We start from the raw sequence: 22,167 nt of genomic DNA, 5'->3' as shown, positions 1-22,167 counted from the left end.
TTCCGCAGAGACACTCGGAGTAAAAAGAGATTCACGGACTATTCTGTGAATCTCTTTTTACTCCGAGTGTCTCTGTAAAGTAATACCTGCACGGTGACACAACCACGTACCAGGAAATCGTACTACAGTTTTTTTGCAGGATTGCCAAATACAGTCGTACCGGCCTCAACACTTTCAACTACAACTGAGCCTGCGCCCACACGGGCGTTTTTACCAACAGTAACCCCCGCAACAATCGTTGCGCCCGTGCCGATAAAAGCCCCTTCTTCTACAGTTGCCCCGCTGTTAATCAGGCATCCGGTTCCTATGTGTACATAGTCGCCAATTCTGGCTTTCGTCTCTACAATAGTGCCAGACTGAATAATGCAGTGCTGGCCAATTTCGGCAAACGGATTCACAACAACCTTGGCAGCCAGCAAGTTACCATGGCCCAGAATGGCTAAAGTTGACACCGTTGCGGTATCATGAATGGCATTGACGGGCTGCACCTTGCGCCGTTCGTTCAGCATTTTGATTAGTCGCTTCCGAACACGACTATCACTGACAGCGACAAATGCTTCGCATTTCTGACCGATGAGTTTCAGGAAACCGTCGTCGTCTGTTTCACCCAATACCGATACGTCGCTAAATTCCTTGCCGTGCAACTCTTTGTTATCATCTAACAAGCCATACACCACTACACTGTTGCGCTGAAACAAGTCCAGAGCCGTCAGGCCAAGGCTACCTGCTCCAAAAATAAGCACCGGATTTTCCATCTATCTTGGTTTTGTTAAGTCAATATTAAGTTTGAATCCTACTGTTCTATACTATTGGCAATTTAGTAACATTCTGATAAACATAGCGTAACGGCTGATTAGTAGTTTCGTTCATGAAATCAAGTACGCATTTTCGCACAATTGTTATGTCGGATATCCATCTCGGCACAACCGGAGCGAAAGCTAAAGAAGCCACCGAATTCCTGCGTAACTATTCGTGTCAGAAACTAATCCTTAATGGAGACATCATCGATGGCTGGCAATTAAAGCAGTACGGAACCTGGAAAAAGAAACACACCGCTTTTTTTAAAACGGTTTTAAAGCAAATCGTTCATTACGATACCAAAGTTATCTATCTGCGTGGCAATCACGATGATTTTCTGGATCAGATCATGCCACTCAAAGTGGGTAAAAATTTCACAATCCAGAAAGATTATATTCTGAGTTCAGGCGCAAAAAAGTTTTATGTCACTCACGGCGATGTATTTGATTCCATTACGTCGCATATGAAATGGCTTGCCTATTTAGGCGATATCGGGTATACGTTGTTACTGGGCATTAACAAGTCTTACAACCAATACCGCAGCTGGCGCGCGCTGCCTTATTACTCCCTGTCTCAACAGGTGAAATCCCGCATAAAGCAGGCTGTCAGTTACATTTCCGATTACGAACAGAAGCTTACGGAATTAGCCCGTGCCCGCAACTGCAACGGCATCATTTGTGGCCACATCCATCAACCCGCCATTCACGAATTTGATGGAATCACCTACATGAATTCCGGCGATTGGGTTGAATCACTCAGTGCGCTGGTCGAAGATCACGATGGAAACTGGAGCCTGCTTTTTTATACATCTGATTTAAAGGATGAGGAAGAATCCAGGCTTTCAGTAAATCAGGTCAACTAGCTGGTACTTAGTAGAATCTCGCTTGACAAACCTAACTCTTAGTTAATATGCGTGTTTTATTTTTGGTACAAGGTGAAGGTCGTGGTCACTTAACCCAGGCACTGTCGCTGGCGCAAATTCTAACTATAGCTGGTCATGAGGTAACTGGGGCAATTGTTGGCGTAACAGGGAAGAGACCAGTCCCATCTTTCTTTAGCGAGAAATTCTCTGCCCCGGTTTACCCTGTGTTTAGCCCCGGACTGGTATACAATGCAGGCACCAATGCCCTCGAACCCTTCAAGACGACCGTATCGGCCGTTCGTGCCTTTCGACCCTTCTGGCGTAGCTTGCGGCAAGTTCGTGATCATATAGATACACTACGGCCTGATGTTGTGGTTAACTTTTATGAAATGCTGGGAGGAATGACCTATGCACTTCTTCGGCCCTCTGTACCGATGATTTGTATTGCCCATCAGTATATGGCGTTTCACTCTGATTTTCAACGCCCAAAGGGGCAATGGTTTTATCGGCAGGCTTTTAAAGTAAATACGCGATTAACCTGCTTTGGAGCACACGAATTGCTTGCTCTCTCTTTTGATAAACAAGCCGATGAACCAAATAAGCGCCTTAAAATAGTCCCTCCACTACTCCGCCAGGAAATAACTGATTTGAAACCAGCAACGGGCGACTTTTTATTAGCTTATGTTACGCAGCCGGGCCTGAAAGTTGAATTAGAAAAAGCCCATCAAAACCGGCCCGACATGCCAATGCATGCTTTTCATTCGGACGCAAGTGGCCCGGATCAGGTTGTCGATAACACCTTGACATACCATGCTATCGACGGGAAACGATTCCTGGATTTCATGGCTCGTTGCAAAGCTATTGTGACTACAGCCGGGTTCGAATCGGTTTGTGAAGCGCTCTATCTAGGCAAACCGGCTCTTATGATTCCCCAATCAAACCATTACGAGCAAGCTTGTAACGCTATTGACAGCGAGCGGGCAGGGGTTGGCATTGCTTCTGACCGATTTGATATTAACCAGTTACTGGACTTCATACCGCAGTATGATCCGCAAGTCAGCAAGCAATTCCGGGCGTGGCATGCGCAAGGCTATTTTATCTTTCTGGCGGCTTTGAATCGGGCGATTTCTTCTACACAAAAACCGTCATCGTCTGGAGGATTTTTTAGAACGCGTATTCGGCATTTATTGCGGTCATAGCCGATACAGGAAGTGCAATGGATCCGGATACTTAAACTCATAACCCGATGCCCGAACCAATTTCTCTACCGAAATTGACTTATACGGGACAGGCTTTTCAGGAATGATAAACGTAGGCAGTTGATACCCAAAATCGGCACAGCTTTTTCGGTAAATAGCTTCTCGGGTTGGATGTGCTGGCGCAACGGCATTGTATGTGCCTGTTAGCTGTTGACTGATTATCGTGGTTAGTATCCCCACAGCATCGTCTTGATGAAGATAGTTAACCGGTACAGCTCCACTGTCTACTGTTCGTCCGGCTACGTATTTGCCCGGAATGCGATCATAGCCCATTAAGCCCCCACAACGCAGTATCGTTACAGATCGGTCTGGGGCAAACTGTTGAGTAAGTTGTTCGGCCTGCACCAATCCCGGTGCAGCCGATTCATCAAGCCTTGTCACGTCTTCCTCAACAACTACCCGACTCAGTTCTGGATATACCGATGTTGAACTGACGTAGATAATGTGCTCTACAGAAGATTTCCGTAAGGCTTCGAGCAAATGGTCAATTTGACTTGGGTGAAAATCATCACCCAGTTTGCCCGCTTTGGGTGGAATATCAATAAGGGCTGTGTCTGCGTTCAACAGTGCTGTTAGATCGCCGACAGGTTCAGGAGTTAGGGCAAGCTGGTAAGCATCAATACCTTTCTGGCGTAAGGTAGCTAGTTTTTCTACCGATGTCGTGCTGCCCTTAACGGCATACCCTATTTTCAGAAGCTGTACGGCAAGCGGCATACCCAACCAGCCACAGCCAATAATAGAAATGGTTTTCTGACTCATACTTTAGAATCCAATCCCAAAGGTAAGGGTTCTAACGTCAGGACCTTTACCAGCCACAAACAACGGGCTCAAGTCATATTTGGTGAAAAAATTAAAACTTTTTATACCTAAGTGAGCAACTAGGCCATAGCGTATATTGCTTAGATCATAATCGGAATGCCGACGGTCTTTACCCCCATCTGCTTCTTTTATTTTCCGATAGCTGTCGAGCCGGTAGTTGACATACCCGCCTAAACCAATGTGGCATACTTTCTGCCCATCGCTATTATAAAACGTTACTCGTGGCACAACAGGAATGCCAATGCTACAAACGGTCAGTTTACTTTTCTGTAACTCACGTCCTGCGTCAACGAAGGCGATACCGGCAGGTGTCTTTTCGACAATTTTATTTCCTTCGAACATAAAGTTATTCCAGGCCACCTCAACACCATAATACAGCTTCAGCGACGCGTATTTTCCTCGAATGAGTGTTGGCATAGCGCCTACAGACATCGCTATGTAGCGTGAACCTATGGGACGAAGACTATAACTATCTTCCGGATAAGCCGGATTAGCACTCTGTTGAATCAGCGTGTTCAGACCAATACTTAGGTTGTAATCAATGCTTTGGTTATCATTACGCTTCCTATGCCTTGCGCGATCGTAATTACGGTCTGTTTCATCTTTTTTCGATGATCCGGTTCTGACCGTATCACCTGCAGTATTAATAATCACCGAAACGCCATCTTTCTGCCTGGTAACGACGAGTACGGTATCTTTTAGGTAACGCCCCCCATCCTGCGAGATTTGCGTTTGCCCACCCGGCACCGAATCCAGTTTCATACCCATCTCACGGACAATTTTATTCAAATCGTAGTTCGACAATGCCTGTATACCCGCTTTGTCCGGCGCATAAATAACGAGCCGGGTGCGGTTGGCAAACCGAATAACAAGTGAATCTGTTGGGCTTACTGGTTTGGCCTGGGTAATCGTTACCACTAGCAATCCAATTACCGTAGTAACTGTACGTAAAAGGCGATTCATTGTTTTGCTGATTTATCTTTATCTAAGTTATGTTTCAGTCCACTATAGGCCCGACCCAGTAAACCACTCTCTTCATTGGTTGCATTGTCCTGACGGGCAAATATGTCACCTTGCTTAATACGTTTAACCTGTTGCCAAAAACTGCCACCTTTGGCTTCTTTTTCTGATTTTTCGTTTTGAGCAACCACCGATTTTTCTTCTACTGCCACCTTCGCTACCTGACGAGCCGCCACTAATGCTTCGGGTTCGGCAATGGTAACAACCAGCACTCGCTCAGAAACAGGAGCAGGTTTACTTATCGGTTTAATATCTGCCAACTGCTCTGTTTGTATAGTACTGGGCTGATTAGCCGGTGCTACGGCAACAGGAAGTGTTGTTTCATTCTGACCTTTACCTTCGTTTGATTTCACTTGAGCGACCACAGAACCAACATGAGTTGGGACAGTTTCAATCATTTTAAGGCGACTCGTAGACCGCTTCACAGCTCTATTCGCCCCTTCATTTCCCTGTGCTTCTTTCTCTGCAACAGCAACCTGGTCTTTAGCCGAATTCTGACTGAATTCGGTATCCTCTTTAGTTTTCGTTTTCAAGCCTTCCAACTGGCGTTGGTCTGATTGTTTTTCAGCTACCTTTTCTGATGAGTTATCACCAGCTTGATTCGTTGCCACCTGCGCCTGGCCCTGCTCCCTATCACTGTTAGCCGATGGCCAGTAAAGCCAGCCAAACAGACAAACGAGCAACAGGCAAGCCGCAGCAGCCATGTAACGCTGAGCATCAGGATTGCGCCAAAAGACAATTTTTGCGTCTGGTTTCTGCTGTCCCATACGTGCCTGTAATCGGGCAAATCCATCGGCGCTGGGCGGTAACGACGTGTTGCCAAGTTTACGGGCGAACAGCTCGTCAATTGGCGGTTTTTCTGTGTGTTTTTTCATAGGATACGGTCCGAAAGTCCTGTTCCAATTTTTTCAAATTTGCCTGTAGCATCATTCGGGCACGGCTCAATTGTGATTTTGAGGTCCCTTCCGAAATGCCTAACATATCTGCAATTTCGGCATGTGCATACCCTTCTATTGCATATAGATTAAATACTGTACGATAGCCATCGGGTAACTGATTCACTAATCGTAATAAATCATTTTCATTTACTGCGGTATCAGCCCATTCGTAGTCTGGTTCAACAGTAGCTTCATCAATGGGCATTTCCTGCCGCCATTGCTTCGTTTTTCGAAGAAACATGAGCGATTCTGTAACCATAATACGCCTGATCCACCCCTCAAAACTGCCATCTTCCCTAAACTGGTCAATCTTTTCAAAGACGCGCATGAAACCGTCCAGCATTACCTCTTCCGCATCATCCCGATTGGCACAATAACGCGTGCATACGGCCAGCATTTTACCGGCAAACCGTTCATAAACGACCTTGTGAGCACGACTTTCGCCCCGCTTCAGCGCAACGATCAGTTGAGCCTCTGTCGTGAAAAACGGTATAATTCGCAGCATATTCGTTTAGGTTCACCCACTAGATGCAAGATAAAGCGTGGTGGTTGCATGGATTACAAAAAATTATATATTTTATTTTCTATAGCAGGTGGGCATAAAAAAAAGGCCTTTTACAGCCCTTTTACATATTGAATGCCAGCTACATAATGTAGCCAGATGACTCGCGATATTCGAAAATTGATTGGTGCAATCAAGATCATGACGGGCGCAATAAAACAAGCATATATCCACCCATCCGGATCTCCACCTAAGTAGAAGATTAGAAACCCCATTACCAGGGCAACTCCGCCCGAAATAGCATAACTAACATACATTGCCCCAATAAAATACCCTGGTTCAACTTCGTACCGCAATCCACACTGTGGACAGTGTTCAAACATTTCATCAAAACGGGTGGGTGAGTAGAATGGGCCACTAAAAATTTTCCCCTGCCTGCATCTAGGACAAAGCCCTCCTAACGCGGCCTGCAATTTCGAGACGTTTCCCATACTCACGTTTACTATTACGATACCACATGTAAGCAATAAAGCCTACAAGTAGATAAGGCATAATTAATAGATAGACAATACCAATATTCAAATCAGACGCTATAATACTACGTCCGTTACTAACTGTGCTTTCGACCGTTCCCCGGCACATAGCACACTGAGCCATTATGTTTGGCGCAACGCCAATAAGGGCAAAAACTAATAACCACACTTTCCAACTTCTCATGATCATGCTCTAGTTAATGGATATAATACGGCTTTATGAGTAGATAAACAATCACGCCTGTAGTACTCACGTATAGCCAGATTGGAAACGCATATTTCACTGTTTTTTTGTGCCGGACAATCTGCCCGCTCAACGCAAAGTAAACAGCTCTCAACACAAACCAGACAACTACTACTGATAAGACTATGTGTGATACCAGCAAGAAATAATAAACCGGCCGAATCCATCCCGTTCCTCCAAATGGTGTCGATTCGTTTGTTAAATGATATAGTACATAACTAACCAAAAACAACGATCCGAAGGTAAACGCAGCCAGCATTGTCCGTTTGTGGGCAACAAGGTTTTTTTGCCGAATAAAGTAATAACCTGTAAGCAGCAAAACTGACGTTATTGAATTGATGATGCCATTCAGGTGTGGCAAATAAGTTGTCCAGCTACCTAAATCAACTTTCTGTCGAATGCCTAATAATACGGCTACAGCGATTGGAATAGCCAGAGAGAGAACGGTAATCACCCGATTGGCTTTCTGTTCCTGAGCGGGCTGCAACGTGTCCATAAGCTGTAAATTATTCTTTACTGTATATATCCAGAAGTACCCTGATTTCGAGCACTAACCGATCAACATCCTCTTTGTCGGTTCCATCATAAAACCCTCTCACAACGCCTTCTTTGTCTACTAATACCAACTTTTCGCTGTGAATAAAAGTTTCGTCAGGCTTGCCTGCCTTTACTCCGGCATCAACTGTTGGCAAATAATAGCCGTGCATGGCCAGATCGTAAATGTCAGCTTTGCTACCTGTCAGAAAATACCACTTACCGGGTATAGCTTCGTACTTTTTAGCATATGCTTTTAGTTGCGCCGGCCGGTCATGCTCTGGGTCGACGGAATGTGAGAGAAACACAAGATCAGGTTTATTTCTAAATATATCCTGCACTCTTGATAGTTGTGAAGCAATGCGGGGGCAGATTGTGCCACAACGCGTAAAGAAAAAATCAGCTACGTAGATTTTATTCTTCACGATCGACTGATCAACCACTTCGCCGTCCTGATCAATTAGTTTGAAAGGTGGTATGTGGTTAAAAATCGTGTCAGTTATGACACTGCCATCGGCAAGGGTAACTTTACCCATTAATGGTTCGCCCCTTGTCGAATCTATTTTTGGCAAATAGCGGGGTAATACGAAATGGTTCTGCGTTGCAAACCGCAGGAATATGTACAGCAAAGCCGGGACCAGCAATGTAACGAGCAGGATCCCGGCTTTTCTATTGACCGTCATGAATTATCTTAATTGAAAAATCGAACCGCCTTCCATTAACAATGCAGTGAGCAACCAAAAAATAAACACTACGGGAATGACGATTGCCCAGATCAGACTTTTCACCTCGTGCTTTAGGTGCATAAACTCACCAACGATATAAAAAGCTTTTACCAATGTCATCAGAACGAATATAGATGTTCTGAAACCCCCAGCTTTCATAAGGTAAGCCAGTGTAAATTCGACAGCGGTTATGGCTGATAGTATAAAAAACGTGCGCCAGATAAGGCCTGTATTTGCTGGCGGAATTTCGCCAACCTCGTGGGTTCCGTGCGTATGATCAGACATGATGGTAGGTAATTAAACCAGGTAGAAGAATGTAAAGACAAATACCCAAACAAGATCGACAAAGTGCCAGTATAGACCTACTTTCTCAACCATTTCATAGTGACCACGCTTTTCATACAAGCCCGTTGCGGCTCTATAGAAAATCAGGATGTTTAAAACGACACCACTAAATACGTGTGTTCCGTGGAAACCTGTGATAAAAAAGAACAAGTCGGCAAATGCAGGGGGACCATACTGGTTTTCGACCAGGTTAGCACCGAAAATTGTTCGCTGTATCGTTTGGCCATTAACTATTTCGCTAATTGTAGTACCCGTTTCTGTTCCATGAATAAAGTGGCTCCACTCCCATGCCTGGCTTCCTAAAAAAGTCAGACCGCCTAAAATGGTCCATAACATGTACTTCTCAACATCGGCCCTGTCCATCCGGTGTCCAGCCTCAACAGCTAGTACCATTGTAACACTACTGAAAATGAGAATGAATGTCATAATTCCCACGAAAATTAATGGCAGGTGAATACCATGTAGAAATGGAACTGATGCATACACCATTTCCGGTGTCGGCCAATAAAGATTCGAGAACATAAATACTTCACCAAAAACAGCAGGGTCCCAGGCAGGATAGCTATAACGGATCAATCCATAAGTTACCAGCAAAGCTGAGAAAGTGAATGTATCCGAAATCAGGAAGAACCACATCATCAGCTTGCCGTAGCTCACTTTCATGGGTTCAACACCACCCATCCAGGTTTTCTTGTCGAACACTTGATCCGAGTCGGTTGTAAGGGTATCGTGTGTTACAGTAGCCGCCATGCGTCTAAAAGGATTATCAATGAAAATAGACTAAAAAGAAAAACAAATACAACCACAAAATGTCTAAAAAATGCCAGTAAGTAGCGGCTATTTCAAGTTGATTCAGGCTTTTGCCATGAATCCGTAACTTAAATGCAGCAACTAGAGCGAACACTAAGACAATTAAACCCGATATCAGGTGAAATCCATGTAATCCAGTGAAAATGTACATGAAAGAACCAGCCGGGTTACCAACGAAATAGACATTTTCTTTTACCAACTCAACCCAACCCTGGAACTGCATGTATAAAAAAACCGCTCCGAGTGCAAAAGTAATAGTTATCGCTATTTTCAGACTGCTAAAGTTATCTTTTTTTGCAGCTAAGTATGCCCAGTGCATCGTCAGGCTACTGATAACCATAACAATTGAGCTATATGTAAAAATAGATGGAATATCATATTCCAGCCAGTTACCTTCTGCCCTGCGCACAAGGTACGCACTCGTCATAGCGGCAAACAACATGATAATACTCACAATGAACAACCACATGATAAACTTGCGGGGATTCATCGAGAGCGTTTCCTGCGGCTCTTCGACAAGTGAAATTTCATTTACTAATTCACTCATGATCTGTTGTTATACTTTATCTAGTAGATAAACAATTTGTACGATGGGCAAATACAGCAAAGATCCATACATCATTTGCAAAGCTGCTTTATCAGTACATGTTCTCATTAAGTGAAACGTCTGTGCAAGGAACAAGATTCCGCCAACTGTGGCTACCAGCGCAGAAAAGATACCTGTCATTCCTAACAAATATGGTAGCCAGCCAACAGGCAACAGAAAGAGCGTATATAGCATGATACGAAATGCTGTTTTGGCTGTTTTACCATCGCCCGGCATCATTTGTATACCTGCTTTTTTGTATTCGTCAAACGCCAGCCAGCCAATTGCCCAAAAGTGAGGAAACTGCCAGAAGAACTGTATGGCGAATAAAATACCAGGTATCCAACCATAATGATTTGTTGCAGCAACCCAGCCAATCATAGGAGGAAATGCGCCTGGTAAAGCCCCAACGAATACGGCTATTTGACCTTTGCGTTTTAGCGGTGTATAAACAAAGCCATATAATAGCAATGATAAAACCGCCAAGGCAGCTGCCCGGATATTAAAGAACTCAACAAACAAAAAGCAACCGACTCCAAAAAGAATAAAAGCAAACCCTGCTGCTTCATTTACCGATAATCGACCAGTAGGCAGTGGACGCACCGCCGTGCGTTTCATGAGTTTATCAGACTCCTTCTCTATTATTTGATTTATAATGTTTGCAGCTCCTGTAATACTGATCGACGCAATTGCTAACACAGCTATTTTCCACCAGATCACGTTATCAATGGCAAGACAGTAGCCAAACACGCCAGAAAAGACAACCGCTAGTGTGAGCTTTAATTTTATTAATTCAATGTATGCTTTTCCTTTTTCGTTGATGATAGCTAATGCCAGTACTTTTTCCATATTATGCTTTTACTAATCGAAATGCTTCACTCCTTTCCGTTGAGACTATGAGTTTAGGAGTTAAAAGCAAAAAAATCGAAAATTGTAAACCAATCATTAAGATGGCTAATTCGAGATGGATAGGTTGAGCAACAGCAGGTACTCCTAAATAGGCCATAATTATACCCGTACTTATTTCTGCGATTACCAGCCCAATCAATGTGTTCGTCAGCTTTGCTATTTTCCCCGTTTTAGTGAGTTTCCGAAGTTGATAGATAACAACTAAGTGAAGAACAAGAAGAACCAGTGAAAAAGAACGGTGAACGTAAAAGCGCCAATCCAATTGACCAATCCAGTTATCACGTTGATCATATCCTAACCGTTTTACAACACTGTCCAGAGCGTCTCTAACTTGTGCCCCTAAAACGATTTGCCCCAATGTTAAAATCAGAGCAACTGCTATCAGATAACGCAACTGATTGCTTTTCGTAGCCGGGCTGGCGATATAATTTTTACGAGCATTTACTCGAACCCACACAAATAGCAGAGCCAATACAAGTAAAATAGCAAGTAATAAATGTAAGCTAATTACGTATTGTGCTAACTCGGTGGCCACCACCCGTGAACCAAGCCAACCGTTGACGCCAATCAAGAGAAATGCACTTACGCTTCCCCAAAAAACTGCTTTATCTTTTCTTATGTATGATATGGAAGCAATTAAAGTGGCTAAAACAAGAAAACCCGATAAAACACCCAGTAATCGATTGGTGTATTCTATCCAGGTTTTTACGGCGTTGAATTCCACTTCGCCTTTCAATTTAGCTCCGTAAATCTCCTGATAGTTTACCGGCAGTTGGGAAATCTCAGTAGGTGGAACCCAACGACCAAAACATTTTGGCCAATCAGGGCAGCCCATTCCAGAGCCTGTTCCTCTAACAATACCTCCTGCCAATACAAGCAGATAAATAACAAGTACAGTTAAAGATACCAGGCTCCGGAAGCGCTGTTCTTTTTTATCAATGAGGCTGTTTGAACTGGTCATTCAGGTTTTGTCCCTCAATCTCTTTTTCCATGCCGATCAATTCATTCTCATGTGGAAGATTTGATTCAGGAGTTTGTGAGTAAGGAACGTTTTGAGGAATGAAGTCATCCGCTGCACCTGGTTTGCTATAATCGTACGGCCAACGATACACAGCTGGGATCTCACCCGGCCAGTTACCATGACCTGGCTGAATAGGTGTTGTCCACTCCAGGGTATTTGATTTCCAAGGATTTTGTGTCGCTTTTCGTCCTCTGATCAGACTATTCACAAAATTATAAATGAAAATCCATTGAGCGGCAAATGTAAAAATAGCTGCCAGACTAATAAACGAGTTCATATCTGCGAAGATATTCTTCGTGAAGTCATAGCTTGTAAAGGCGTAATAACGACGTGGGAAACCAGCTATACCAACATAGTGCATTGGGAAAAACACAAGGTAAATACCAATGAAGGTTAACCAGAAGTGTACATAACCCAATTTCTCATCTAACAGCCGTCCGAACATTTTAGGGAACCAGTGGTAAACACCCGCCAACAAACCGAAGGCAGAAGCAGCACCCATTACTAAGTGAAAGTGAGCAACAACGAAGTAAGTATCGTGCAACTGGATATCAAGAGCCGAGTTACCCAGGATTAAGCCTGTAATCCCACCTGAAATAAAGAAGGATACTAGACCAATCGAGAATAGCATAGCCGGTGTAAACCGAATATTACCACGCCACAATGTAGTGATGTAGTTGAACGCTTTCACAGCCGAAGGAACGGCAATGATCAGTGTCAAGAACATAAAGATTGATCCAAGGAATGGATTCATGCCTGTTACAAACATATGGTGAGCCCATACGATAAACGCCAGGAAGGCAATACCCATCATGGACGCAATCATAGCGCGATAACCAAAAATTGGCTTACGCGCGTTAGTTGCAATGATTTCAGACGTCATACCAAGTGCTGGAAGCAACACGATATATACCTCAGGGTGACCAAGGAACCAGAACAAGTGCTGGAAAAGAATTGGGCTACCACCTACGTTCGGAAGAGCTTCGCCTTTGATATAAATCTCGGATAGGTAGAAACTAGTGCCGAAACTACGGTCAAATATCAATAGCAGTGCTGCCGAAAGAAGGACAGGGAAAGAGATCAATCCCAAAATAGCTGTCAGCAAGAAAGCCCAGATTGTTAGAGGCAGCTTACTAAACGACATACCCCGTGTTCGCAGGTTAATAACTGTTGTGATGTAGTTGATACCACCCAGTAGCTGCGATACTATGAATAGTGCCATACTAACCAACCAAAGCGTCATTCCAAGTTCGGACCCTTTGTGAGCTTGCGGTAATGCACTCAATGGGGGATAAATCACCCAGCCGCCAGCTGCGGGACCAGTCTCGATGAACATAGACGAGAACATAATCACACTGGCAATAAAGAAAAACCAGTACGACAACATATTCAGGAATCCTGATGCCATGTCACGCGCACCAATCTGCAATGGAATCAGGAAGTTTGAGAAGGTTCCGCTAAGACCCGCCGTTAATACAAAGAACACCATAATAGTTCCGTGCATCGTAACCAGTGCCAGATAAAAATCAGGGTCAAGTTTATCTGACTCGTTAATCCAGCTACCAAGGATTGGCCGTAGAAAGCCTAACTTCATTGTTGGAAAACCCAACTGAAGCCGGAACATTACGGATAAACTAATTCCAATGATTGACCAGATAATACCAGAAATAAGGTATTGCTTAGCAATCGTCTTATGGTCTTCGGAGAAAATATACTTGCGCCAAAAACTTTGCGGATCATGATGTTCATGCTCTGCTGCATGTGCCACGATCGCGGAGTTAGCTTCTAAAGTCGCCATAGTATTTGGTTTGTTGTAAGTTTAGATGTTAACGGAGTTTAGCGCTAGCTATCGTTACTCCACCTGTTTTTGGTAATAATGCAGTTGAGCTATCTGCCGGTGCAGCCGTAGCATCAGACGGTAAATACTTGGCGGCTTTCGCTTTCAAATTTGCGGGAATACGAGTGGCCAACTCAGGACTCGATGTCAACAACGGTTTTTGTTGCTTACACCAGGCTTGCCATGATGCTTCGTCTTCCACAACTAAACGTATGCGCATTGAAAAATGTCCCTGACCACAAACTTCAGTACAGGCAATTTCATAAGTGAAATCTGGATTGCCTGTAATGTTCTTCATCTCATCCGTCGTTTTATCCGCAATAAACCAGAAGCGGGTTGGCATACCTGGAACGGCATCCATTTTAACCCGTAAATGAGGAATGAAGACACTGTGCAACACATCACGAGCACGAATCTTTAACAAAACCGGCTTATTAGCAGGTATGTGCAATTCTGATGTGGAGGTGAAGTCATCAAATGAGGCCTCATCTGTGTAGTCAATTCCGGTCTCGTTACTATTATCAATTAACTTATAGTTGAAAGAGCCAAGCTTATTGTTATCTACACCAGGGTACCGGGCAATCCAGTTAAACTGTTTACCAACGATTTCAAAAACCTGTGCGTTTGCCGGGGCCTCAGACATGATGTCACGCCAGGCACGCCATCCAGTGAAGACAAGTATAGCCATAACAACAGCCGGAACCACTGTCCATATTAATTCCAGCTTATGATTTTCTGGATAATAGGCAGCTTTTCTACCTTCTTTATGTTGATACTTCCAAGCAAATATGAACAATAATGCGTTTGTTATTACAAAGGCAATTGTAATAATGCTCATCGACAGCCAGAATAGAAAATCTGTACGGCGACCATGTGGTGAAGATGCCTCCGGCAAGAAATACTGCCGGGCATACAAGAAAGACCAGGTAGCACCAATCAAACCAAGAACAAGGAAAATCATCATCAACGCACCATTGATGCGGTTGCTCATGCCAATCTGTTGTTCTTCCTCAGATCCGCTTACGTTTTTCACAGCGGCGCCCATTCTGGAAACGACCATAGCCGCTAAACCCAGAAATACGACCGATAATAATGCGATTATATAAACCATTTTTTATACGGGTTATTAATTAAATATCATGGTGTATTGCCTCTTCAAGCATGGGGTGATTTTTAGGAATCAAATTAGCTTTCGCCAATTGTGAAGAAACCGTCCAGATAAAACCGCATGCAAAAATTAAGATCATACCAAACTCAATCGGGCCAAAGCCACCGTGTTCACCCACCGTTCCTGGCATAATGTTCACGTAAAAATCAAAGTAATGACCGATAATAATGCACCATCCAGCCAACTTCAGAATCAGGTAAGTTCGCTTTGAATCCCGTGTCATCAATATAAGAAATGGACACACGAAGTTCAGAAATAAAGAAACAAAAAATGGCGCTTTATAAATCCCACCGAAGCCACTAAATCGCTCCCGGAAATAGATAGTTTCTTCGGGTAAGTTAGCATAATAGATGAGCATGAATTGAGCAAACCATACATACGTCCAGAATATACTAAACGCAAACATAAACTTGCCCAGGTCATGTAAATGGCTCTCATTCACAATTTTCAGGTAGCCCTGCTCCTTAAGCGCAACCACGGTCAACGTGATAATCGCTAGACCCGTTACATGCCAGCTTGCTAACGTATACCAACCAAACATCGTACTGAACCAGTGTGTGTCAATAGACATCACAAAGTCCCAGGCAGATGTCGATGAAGTAACACCAAATACTAGTAGAAATGCAGTACCTAGTTTAATACTTTTATCATAAAACGAAGTCCCGCCTTCCAAATCCTCCTGTAAAGAGTAGCTTCGCATCATTCGCCACATCATGTACCACAGAGCGAAATACAGACCTATACGAATGAGATAAAATGGCTTATTTAAAAAGCCAGCTTTACCAGCAATGATTGGGTCATAGTCAGCACTGGCTTTATCGTATAAACCGGCATTTGTCCAGTGAAATAGATCACCACCAGCGATAAAAAATACAGCGAAGACAGCGAGCCCCATAAAAGGCAAATAAGCTGGTAAGGCTTCAGGAATACGCTTGAAAGCTGATGACCATCCAGCTTGTGCCAAATAGTTGTAAGAAATAAAGAACATTCCAACAACGGATGCACCAGCAAAGTAAACAGCATTAAGCCACACGTTAGCCCACAAACGGTTAGTCCATTTATAGGCGTGGTGGCCCCCGCCATGCGCTTCATGGGCACCAGCTCCACTAGCAACCGCATGTGTCTCGTGCGAACCAACGCCCGCTGCTAATAAATAGGCGCCAATTGCTACCAACGCGACTCCGGCTCCAATGCCAATCATTAACCGGCGTTTGGAGTCCGCAGTAAATTCAAATTCTTCGTCTAAGGACGGTATTGCGTGAGCCGATGCCATTCTTATTGGTTTGTCAATTAATTAAAAAACGGTGGACACTTACGTTCACAACCTGAAATTTTTGGTTGTTTTCGTTGCTTCCTTCGTTAAGATTACCCTTGTTGGAGTTTGTGAACGTATTGTACAATCTTCCACCGATCTTCTGGTGTGATTTGCGATCCATGAGGCCACATACGGCCTTTACCATGAGTAATGACGTGAAAAATGTGTCCGTCATTCATCGTTTTGTAAGCGTCAGTCGAATAGTTTGGAACGCCTTTGTATTGCGCAGCAACTGGTCCATCTCCCTTACCTGTAGCACCATGACAATGGCTGCAATAACGAGTATAGAGTACCTGCCCTTCTGCTAATGCTTTTTCAGAATCCTGAATTGGGTTTGTCAGCACCCGTTCTGCTATCCCAATGCTATCGGCCGGAATATTATACATCATCAGATCGGTCGTTTTATTCGCACCTTCTCCAAATGTTGTATGATAATTTGGCCGGGCAACGGTACCACTTGCTGGTAGACGCATATTCAAACCGTTTTCCTTTACGTTTATCGTGTTTGGGCGAATTTGACGATAAGGCTCATACCCAACAGATTCGTACATATTTGGGGCAAAAACAATCCCCGTACTATCATGACCTCTTTTACAAGATGTTCCTGTAATAAACAGTCCGATAATAGCTAGTGCCGCAACACTCTTATGTTTAGTTATCATCCCTATACTGATCATTAGAACTGCTTAATATTTACTTCAGCAGCACCTGACTTTCTCAAAATCTGCTCAATGTCACCTTCGCCAATGTTATTTTTGCTAAGGTCAATTGCCATTGCAAATTTATTATCGGTCGTTCTTAGATCATACATTAATGGCTTAACTGTTGGCCCCATACCATTTGATATAAGGAAGGTAGCAACCATACCCAATGCACAAAACAAGACCGTTAATTCAAAAATAATAGGCACGTATACGACAGGTGAGTAGGAGTCTTTACCACCTACAATCATTGGCCAGTCAAAACCTTCTGTGTAAAACGTTAATGCCAATGCCGTAAGTGTACCACTCAAACCAAACAAAAAGGCAGCGATACCTAACCGACTACGTGGATGGCCGAGCGCTACATCCAGACCGTGGATAGGAATAGGTGAATACACCTCCTGAATCCGTACACCTGCCCCTTTAACTTCCTTGACGGCACTCAGTACCACATCGTCATCATCGTAGATGCCGACTAAGAACTTACCGTTACCATTTACATCTGACATGATTCGTTCAGTTTGTAGTTTAGTTTACTATTCCGGTTGCCTGCGCATCAATCCTTCCGGGAATAGTAAACCGAAAACTATCTTATTCTACGTCTTTATTAAACGTCGGATTGGCGACGCGTTCACCTTTTGCAACTCCTGAAACCGAAACCGGCAATTTCTCAGACGACGATTTGATAACCGTTTTCACTTCAGCCATATTTATTACCGGCAGGAATTTCGAGAACAGCAGGAATAAGGTGAAGAAAAAACCGAACGAGAAAATATAATCACTGATGTCGAACAACGTTGGGTGAAACATTGCCCAGCTTGATGGCAGATAATCGCGATGTAAAGACGTTACAATAATTACAAATCGCTCAAACCACATACCAATATTCACGATAACCGACAGAACGAACGTCCAAACGATACTCCGACGAATAGCACGTGACCAGAATAGCTGTGGAGTAATTACGTTACAAGTCATCATTGCCCAATAAGCCCACCAGTATGGACCGGTTGCCCGGTTGATGAACGCATAGCTTTCGAACTCAACACCTGAATACCAGGCGATAAAAAACTCTGTCAAATAAGCTACACCCACAATTGAGCCGGTCAGCGTAATTACTTTGTTCATTGACTCGATGTGCTCAATTGTAATGTAATCTTCCAGCTTGAAAACGACCCGGATGATCAATACCAGGTTTTGAACCATGGCAAAGCCAGAGAAGATAGCACCAGCAACGAAGTAAGGAGGGAAGATGGTTGTGTGCCAGCCCGGAATTACCGAAGTAGCAAAGTCCATACTTACAATAGTATGTACAGAAAGTACAAGTGGTGTCGACAAGCCCGCCAGAATTAAACTCATGTATTCGTAACGAGCCCAAGTCTTAGCCGAACCGTTCCAGCCCATGGCGAATGCGCCATATATATACCGCGACACTTTACTCCGCGCCCGATCACGAATGGTAGCTAAGTCAGGAATAAGACCCATATACCAGAATACCAACGACACGGTGAAATATGTACTGATCGCGAATACGTCCCATACAAGTGGCGACTTGAAGTTCACCCAAAGTGAACCGAATGTGTTTGGCAGTGGCAGTGCCCAGTAAGCCAGCCAAGGCCGACCCATGTGCATCAGGATAAAGCTTGCTGCACACAATACAGCAAAGATCGTCATGGCCTCAGCTGCCCGGTTTACCGCAGTCCGCCACTTCTGACGAAACAACAGCAAAATAGCAGAGATCAATGTTCCTGCGTGACCGATACCTACCCACCATACGAAGTTGGTAATATCCCATGCCCAGCCAACTGTTTTATTAAGGCCCCAAACGCCTAAGCCTTCCCACCATGTCCAAAACACACAGGCGGTTCCGTAAAGTAGTACAATCACCGAGATGGTAAAGGCAATAGTCCACTCACGAGTAGGCTTTCCCTCAACCTGTCTGCTGATGTCCTCTGTCACATCGGCGTAGGTTTTACCACCGGTGATTAGAGGAGCTCTTACAGCTGATGTAACATGCGACATATATCTTACTGATTTACGATGTATGATTTACGATAAACAACTTACGGTTTGTGATATTGAATTGTTCTAAAAACAACTATCGCCCACCCTAATTTGTAATTAATTTATGCGTGAGACTCTTGAGTTGCCGGTTCCTTTGGATTTTCGTCCTTATTCCGAATCTTAGTCAGGTATGAGATTTGTGGTCTCACGTTGATTTCTTCCAGTACGTGGAAAGCACGACCTTCCAATTCAACTTCAAGTATTTTAGAAATTGAACTTTCGGGATTGTTCATATCACCAAAAACAATAGCGTTCGTTGGGCAAGACTGTGCGCAGGCTGTTTGAACTTCATCCGGTGCCAATCGACGGCGCTCTTTTTTAGCTGTCAATTTGCCTTCCTGAATCCGCTGTACGCAGAACGAACATTTCTCGATAACTCCACGAGAGCGAACGGTTACGTCTGGATTAATGACCATTTTACCAAGGTCATTATTGAAATGATAATCATAATTATCATTGTCATGATACTTAAACCAGTTGAAACGACGCACTTTATATGGGCAGTTGTTTGCGCAATAACGTGTACCGATACAACGGTTATAGGTCATCTGGTTTAATCCTTCCGTGCTATGTGTTGTAGCAAGAACAGGACAAACCGTTTCGCAGGGAGCGTTGCTGCAATGCTGGCAAAGCATAGGCTGAAACGTCACTTCAGGATTAGCCGAAGCCACTTCTAAAGCCGAATAATCTTCTGCTTCGGCATCACTACTGTAATAACGATCGATACGCATCCAGTGCATTTCGCGTCGATTTATTACCTCCTGGCGGCCAACAACCTGAATGTTGTTCTCTGCATTACAAGCAACAACGCAGGTTCCACAACCTACGCATGAGTTCAAGTCGATGACCATGCCCCATGAGTGATTCGGCTTGCCATAACCATTCCAGAGTGTGATATCTGTAGGATCTGTTGGCCCTACCGACGTCTGCACTTTAGGTTCATAACGACCAGCTTTCGGATTCTTTTGGTATTTAGCCAGAATAGATTCTTGCAACACCGCTCGACGACCCATTACGGTATCGTGCGTTTGTGTTTGGGCGATTTCATGCTTACCACTTGCTTTTTCAACCTTAGCGCTGAAAGCAGAGAAATTGATAGAACCACCAGCTACAGATGCAAATGGATAGGCATTTTTACCGACACCGTTCGCCGATTTACCAGCTTTTTCGCGGCCATAACCAATAGCTATCGATACAGTGCTGTCGGCCTGACCAGGCTGAATCAGTACAGGCAATTCAATCGACTTGCCGTTTACAGAAACAGTGACCATGTCATTTTGCGCGAGACCCATATCTTTGGCTGTCTTTTGCGAAATGGCGGCATAATTGTCCCAACAAGCTTTTGAGACGGGATCAGGCAACTCCTGTAACCAAGGATTATTAGCCATTACACCCGTACCAACGCCCACTTTCTCATATAAAGAAAGCTCCATACCAGTCGTTGGCTTATAGCGTTGGGTTATTCCCGCAACTGCCTGAGCTACACTACCTGCAAATGAAGCGCCACCTGCAGCAACCTGACCTTTAGTTGGCTCGAAAACACCATCATTAAGGGATTGCACCCAGAAAGCATCAAAAGAACTAAAGCCAGAAGCTTTTGGGTAGTAGGTTGCCCGCCAGTAATTTTTCAGGTAAACCTGAAAATCGGCTGGCTTACCAGCCCAGGTCAATAAGCTTGACTGGAATTGGCGGGTTTTGAAAATTAGGGTGATTGCTGGCTGTGTAAGACTATAATAGCCTGCTTTTGGCTCAGCATCGTTCCAGCACTCAAGATAGTGAGGAACTGGTGTGATAAATTTCGAGAGTGAAGCTGTTTCATCCGCACGATCAGCGAAGGAAACCGATAAGGCAATTTTTGGTAAAGCTTCGGCTAGTTCGGCACCACGTGGGTGATCATAAACCGGGTTTGCACCGTAAAAAAGAACAGCTCCAACCTGACCTGCTTTTGCCTCATTAATGAAGGCATTCATTTGCTGATCATTACCCTGACGATAATTAACCGGCGTATTAATGTCAATTGTTGTACCGTAGCTACCTAACAGGTTATTCAGCGCGTTGACAACTGTTTGAACGTTTGGATCATTAGACCCCGAAACAACCAATGCCTTACCACGCGAAGCAGCTAAATCACTAGCAGCTTTGTCTAGATCAGCCACCGTTATGGCCGGTGAACTAACTGCTGTACCACCCAATTTAGCCGCTACTTTATTATAAAGTGCTGCTACGACCAGGCCTTCCTGTGATGGCTTGATTGGCGTCCGATAATCAGCATTAGCTCCCGTCATTGACAGACCCGTCTCGAATTGGTAATGCCGTGACATACTTTTCTTGCCACCACCAATAGCACCAATTTTACGCCCTTGAGCGTAAGCTGCCATATATTCGAGGGGAGCAATCCAAGTACCCAGGAAATCGGCACCAATACTAACTATTGTTTCGGCCTTACTAAAATCATAAGACGGAATTACCGCTTTCCCAAACGATGTTTGGTTTGCCTGTACAATACCGAACACCGAGTTAGCGTCGTATGTAATGTGGCGGGCTGTCGGGTATTTTGCAGCAAAATCAGCAATAACGGCTTTCGTCGCAGGGCTGAGGATAGTTGACGTAACGATACGAATGGCTCCGCCTTTTGCAGCGACGGAATTCAATTGACCAACAATCTCCCGATCGGCAGTAGCCCAGTCAATATCTGCATCCCCACGTTTTGCTCCTTTCAGTTTATCGATGTCATAAAGCGACAGGACAGATGCCTGAACTTTTGCCGTAGTACGGCCTTTCGATATACTTGACTGAGGGTTACCTTCTATTTTTATAGGCCGTCCTTCACGAGTTTCTACCAGAACCGCTGCGTAATCACCACCTTCACTAAAAGTAGATGCGTAGTAATCTGAAATAGATGGGAATGTAAATTCTGGTTTGTTGATATAAGGAATGGCCTTATGAACCGGTGCTTCACAGGCAGCCAATGAAACAGCGGCCATACCAAAACCCATTACTTTTAAAAAGTCACGGCGTTGGGTATTTGAGCCACCGAGCAGACCATCCAGGTCGTTCGATGATTCACTCAGGTCAGGATTAGCAAATTCGCTGTTAGCGTTCTTGACAAACGTCGCGTCATTGCGTAATTCCTCAACCCCTTTCCAATACCGTTTAGATGTATTTTCCATGCGTGTT

22 protein-coding genes are annotated in these 22,167 nt (G+C 44.1%); 2 read left to right on the top strand and 20 right to left on the bottom strand.

Translation table 11 applies throughout. The annotated features are described in order from the left end of the window. Window positions 1–122: 122 nt before the first annotated feature. On the bottom strand, window positions 123–755 hold the full coding sequence (locus CWM47_RS15390) for an acetyltransferase (protein ID WP_100988998.1): 633 nt from the start codon (window positions 753–755) through the stop codon (window positions 123–125). 113 nt (window positions 756–868) lie between these two features. Between CWM47_RS15390 and CWM47_RS15385 the strand changes: the two genes are divergently transcribed. Both CWM47_RS15385 and CWM47_RS15380 read left to right on the top strand, forming a co-directional pair. Then, on the top strand, window positions 869–1,660 hold the full coding sequence (locus CWM47_RS15385; protein ID WP_100988996.1) for a UDP-2,3-diacylglucosamine diphosphatase: 792 nt from the start codon (window positions 869–871) through the stop codon (window positions 1,658–1,660). A 47-nt stretch (window positions 1,661–1,707) separates the two neighbouring features. After that, entirely contained in the window at window positions 1,708–2,859 is a 1,152-nt protein-coding gene (locus CWM47_RS15380) for a glycosyltransferase family protein (protein WP_100988994.1), read from the top strand. On the opposite strand, the gene CWM47_RS15375 is transcribed toward CWM47_RS15380, so the two are convergent. The 19 genes from CWM47_RS15375 to CWM47_RS15280 all read right to left on the bottom strand — a co-directional run bounded on the left by CWM47_RS15375 (window position 2,854) and on the right by CWM47_RS15280 (window position 22,160). Continuing rightward, window positions 2,854–3,678: a Rossmann-fold NAD(P)-binding domain-containing protein gene (locus tag CWM47_RS15375; protein WP_100988992.1), complete on the bottom strand. Its 825-nt coding sequence runs from the start codon at window positions 3,676–3,678 to the stop codon at window positions 2,854–2,856. The two genes, CWM47_RS15380 and CWM47_RS15375, sit on opposite strands and share 6 nt — an antisense overlap. Window positions 3,679–3,681: 3 nt before the next feature. Further along, a complete protein-coding gene (locus CWM47_RS15370) occupies window positions 3,682–4,701 on the bottom strand; it encodes an outer membrane beta-barrel protein (protein ID WP_100988990.1) in 1,020 nt (339 codons plus the stop codon). Then, window positions 4,698–5,633, bottom strand: a complete 936-nt coding sequence (locus CWM47_RS15365; RefSeq protein ID WP_100988989.1) for a hypothetical protein — start codon at window positions 5,631–5,633, stop codon at window positions 4,698–4,700. The genes CWM47_RS15370 and CWM47_RS15365 overlap by 4 nt, the downstream gene beginning before the upstream one ends. Then, the gene (locus tag CWM47_RS15360) at window positions 5,602–6,201 is read right to left on the bottom strand and encodes an RNA polymerase sigma factor (protein WP_100988987.1); all 600 of its coding nucleotides are present in this window, start codon (window positions 6,199–6,201) and stop codon (window positions 5,602–5,604) included. Before CWM47_RS15360 ends, CWM47_RS15365 begins: the two co-directional genes overlap by 32 nt. 110 nt (window positions 6,202–6,311) lie before the next feature. Continuing rightward, window positions 6,312–6,581, bottom strand: a complete 270-nt coding sequence (locus CWM47_RS15355; RefSeq protein WP_240625959.1) for a DUF983 domain-containing protein — start codon at window positions 6,579–6,581, stop codon at window positions 6,312–6,314. 347 nt (window positions 6,582–6,928) lie between these two features. Then, complete coding sequence (locus tag CWM47_RS15345; RefSeq protein ID WP_100988983.1) at window positions 6,929–7,471, bottom strand: DUF420 domain-containing protein; 543 nt, start codon at window positions 7,469–7,471, stop codon at window positions 6,929–6,931. 10 nt (window positions 7,472–7,481) lie between these two features. After that, window positions 7,482–8,192 carry an SCO family protein gene (locus tag CWM47_RS15340; RefSeq protein ID WP_100988981.1) on the bottom strand — a complete coding sequence of 237 codons (711 nt, stop codon included), beginning with the start codon at window positions 8,190–8,192 and terminating at the stop codon, window positions 7,482–7,484. A gap of 3 nt (window positions 8,193–8,195) precedes the next feature. Further along, on the bottom strand, window positions 8,196–8,519 hold the full coding sequence (locus CWM47_RS15335) for a cytochrome C oxidase subunit IV family protein (protein ID WP_100988979.1): 324 nt from the start codon (window positions 8,517–8,519) through the stop codon (window positions 8,196–8,198). Between the two features lie 12 nt (window positions 8,520–8,531). Then, on the bottom strand, window positions 8,532–9,329 hold the full coding sequence (locus CWM47_RS15330; protein ID WP_100988977.1) for a cytochrome c oxidase subunit 3: 798 nt from the start codon (window positions 9,327–9,329) through the stop codon (window positions 8,532–8,534). Window positions 9,330–9,345: 16 nt separating this feature from the next. After that, complete coding sequence (locus CWM47_RS15325; RefSeq protein ID WP_100988975.1) at window positions 9,346–9,936, bottom strand: cytochrome c oxidase subunit 3; 591 nt, start codon at window positions 9,934–9,936, stop codon at window positions 9,346–9,348. A gap of 9 nt (window positions 9,937–9,945) precedes the next feature. Further along, window positions 9,946–10,824: a heme o synthase gene (gene cyoE / locus CWM47_RS15320; RefSeq protein ID WP_100988973.1), complete on the bottom strand. Its 879-nt coding sequence runs from the start codon at window positions 10,822–10,824 to the stop codon at window positions 9,946–9,948. Between the two features lies 1 nt (window position 10,825). Continuing rightward, on the bottom strand, window positions 10,826–11,845 hold the full coding sequence (locus CWM47_RS15315; RefSeq protein WP_100988971.1) for a COX15/CtaA family protein: 1,020 nt from the start codon (window positions 11,843–11,845) through the stop codon (window positions 10,826–10,828). Continuing rightward, complete coding sequence (locus tag CWM47_RS15310) at window positions 11,820–13,703, bottom strand: cytochrome c oxidase subunit I (protein WP_100988969.1); 1,884 nt, start codon at window positions 13,701–13,703, stop codon at window positions 11,820–11,822. Before CWM47_RS15310 ends, CWM47_RS15315 begins: the two co-directional genes overlap by 26 nt. Window positions 13,704–13,731: 28 nt before the next feature. After that, window positions 13,732–14,853 (bottom strand): cytochrome c oxidase subunit II, encoded by a 1,122-nt coding sequence (locus CWM47_RS15305; protein WP_100988967.1) that lies wholly within the window; start codon window positions 14,851–14,853, stop codon window positions 13,732–13,734. Between the two features lie 19 nt (window positions 14,854–14,872). Beyond that, complete coding sequence (locus CWM47_RS15300) at window positions 14,873–16,183, bottom strand: LTA synthase family protein (RefSeq protein WP_100988966.1); 1,311 nt, start codon at window positions 16,181–16,183, stop codon at window positions 14,873–14,875. A gap of 92 nt (window positions 16,184–16,275) precedes the next feature. Then, complete coding sequence (locus tag CWM47_RS15295) at window positions 16,276–16,887, bottom strand: c-type cytochrome (RefSeq protein ID WP_100993890.1); 612 nt, start codon at window positions 16,885–16,887, stop codon at window positions 16,276–16,278. A gap of 14 nt (window positions 16,888–16,901) precedes the next feature. After that, a complete protein-coding gene (locus CWM47_RS15290) occupies window positions 16,902–17,435 on the bottom strand; it encodes a DUF3341 domain-containing protein (RefSeq protein WP_100988964.1) in 534 nt (177 codons plus the stop codon). Between the two features lie 82 nt (window positions 17,436–17,517). Beyond that, window positions 17,518–18,948, bottom strand: a complete 1,431-nt coding sequence (nrfD, locus tag CWM47_RS15285) for an NrfD/PsrC family molybdoenzyme membrane anchor subunit (RefSeq protein ID WP_100988962.1) — start codon at window positions 18,946–18,948, stop codon at window positions 17,518–17,520. A 104-nt stretch (window positions 18,949–19,052) separates the two neighbouring features. Next, a complete protein-coding gene (locus tag CWM47_RS15280) occupies window positions 19,053–22,160 on the bottom strand; it encodes a TAT-variant-translocated molybdopterin oxidoreductase (protein WP_100988960.1) in 3,108 nt (1,035 codons plus the stop codon). Window positions 22,161–22,167: the final 7 nt, after the last annotated feature.

Origin of the sequence: Spirosoma pollinicola (genome assembly GCF_002831565.1) — a bacterium.
Taxonomy (GTDB): domain Bacteria; phylum Bacteroidota; class Bacteroidia; order Cytophagales; family Spirosomataceae; genus Spirosoma; species Spirosoma pollinicola.
Note: the sequence above shows the minus strand (reverse complement) of the source record. Positions and strands in the feature narration are given on the sequence as shown.